Here is a 1,620-nt window from a genome sequence, read left to right as displayed (position 1 = left end):
GCGCAGCGGCCAGCGGTCTTCTATGTTCAGAGCCTTCGCCCTGCTGGCCCCGCCCATGACCGATCCCGCCGTGCCGCCGGAACACCTCCGGCGCAGCCTGTCCAACCGCCACCTGCAGCTGATCGCCATCGGGGGTGCCATCGGCACCGGCCTGTTCATGGGCTCGGGCAAGACCATCAGCCTGGCCGGCCCCTCCATCGTGCTGGTCTACCTGATCATCGGCGCGATGCTGTTCTTCGTGATGCGCGCGATGGGCGAGCTGCTGCTGTCCAACCTGGAGTACAAGTCGTTCATCGACTTCTCCACCGACCTGCTCGGGCCCTGGGCCGGATTCTTCTGCGGATGGACCTACTGGTTCTGCTGGATCATCACCGCCATCGCCGACGTGATCGCCATCGCCGCGTATGCGCAGTTCTGGTTTCCCGAACTGGCGCCCTGGATACCGGCGCTGCTGTGCGTGATCCTGCTGCTCAGCCTGAACCTGGTCACGGTGAAGCTGTTCGGTGAAATGGAGTTCTGGTTCGCGCTCATCAAGATCATCGCCATCTGCGCGTTGATCATCACCGGCTTCGGGCTGGTGGCGTGGGGCTTCACCTCGCCGTCGGGCCACCAGGCCTCGTTCGCCAACCTGTACAACGACGGCGGCCTGTTCCCGATGGGCATGGCCGGGTTCTTCGCCGGCTTCCAGATCGCGGTGTTCGCCTTCGTCGGCATTGAACTGGTCGGCACCACCGCCGCTGAAACCGCCGATCCCGAGCGCAACCTGCCCAAGGCGATCAACTCCATCCCGGTGCGCATCATCGTGTTCTACGTGCTGGCGCTGATCGCGATCATGGCCGTCACCCCCTGGCGCGAAGTGGTGCCGGGCAAGAGCCCGTTCGTGGAGCTGTTCGTGCTCGCCGGCATTCCGGCTGCGGCCAGCCTGATCAACTTCGTGGTGCTCACCTCGGCCACCTCGTCGGCCAACAGCGGCATCTTCTCCACCAGCCGCATGATGTACGGGCTGGCCGAAGAACGGCACGCCCCGAGCTTCTTCGCGCGCCTGTCGCGGGCGGCGGTACCGGCACGGGGCCTGCTGTTCTCGTGCATCTGCCTGCTGCTGGGCACCATGCTGATCTACCTGATCCCCAACCTGGTTACCGCCTTTACGCTGGTCACCACGCTGGCGGCCGTACTGTTCATGTTCGTGTGGTCGCTGATCCTGTGTTCGTACATCGTGTACCGCCGCCGTCGCCCGCAGCTGCACGCGGCGTCCAGGTTCAAGATGCCGGGCGGCGTCTTCATGTGCGGGGTCTGCCTGGCGTTCTTCGTGTTCGTGCTGGTGCTGCTCACCCTGCAGCCGGACACCCTGTACGCGCTGGCGATCAGCCCGCTGTGGTTCCTGCTGCTGGGCCTGGGCTATGCGGCCAAGCGCCTGATCGGCGGCAGCCGCTGACCCTGGTACCGGGCCTGCCGTGGTGGCCGGCCCGGTATTCACCTTCGGTTCGCAGCCGGGGCCGGATGATCGCGCCGCACCCTTCCGTGCCCCGATCCGAGCCCATGAAACCGACCCTGCCTGCCGCGTTGGCCCTGTTGTCGATGCTGCTGCCGTGGTCGGCGTCGGCGCGCACGGTGTACCGC

1 protein-coding gene is annotated in these 1,620 nt (G+C 66.1%); it reads left to right on the top strand.

From position 1 onward, the window contains the following. The first annotated feature begins 55 nt into the window (after positions 1-55). Entirely contained in the window at positions 56-1,435 is a 1,380-nt protein-coding gene (cycA, locus tag DBR34_RS04265) for a D-serine/D-alanine/glycine transporter (protein WP_128095847.1), read from the top strand. Positions 1,436-1,620: the final 185 nt, after the last annotated feature.

The sequence above is a fragment of the Stenotrophomonas sp. HMWF003 genome (genome assembly GCF_003061285.1).
GTDB classification, from domain to species: domain Bacteria; phylum Pseudomonadota; class Gammaproteobacteria; order Xanthomonadales; family Xanthomonadaceae; genus Stenotrophomonas; species Stenotrophomonas maltophilia_AP.
The sequence above is the reverse complement of the archived record's forward strand: the minus strand, read 5'-3'. Positions and strand labels throughout refer to the sequence as shown.

Bases quoted from the DNA above. Each gene is read 5' to 3' on its own strand.
- cycA (WP_128095847.1), top strand. From the start codon at position 56: ATGACCGATCCCGCCGTGCCGCCGGAACACCTCCGGCGCAGCCTGTCC.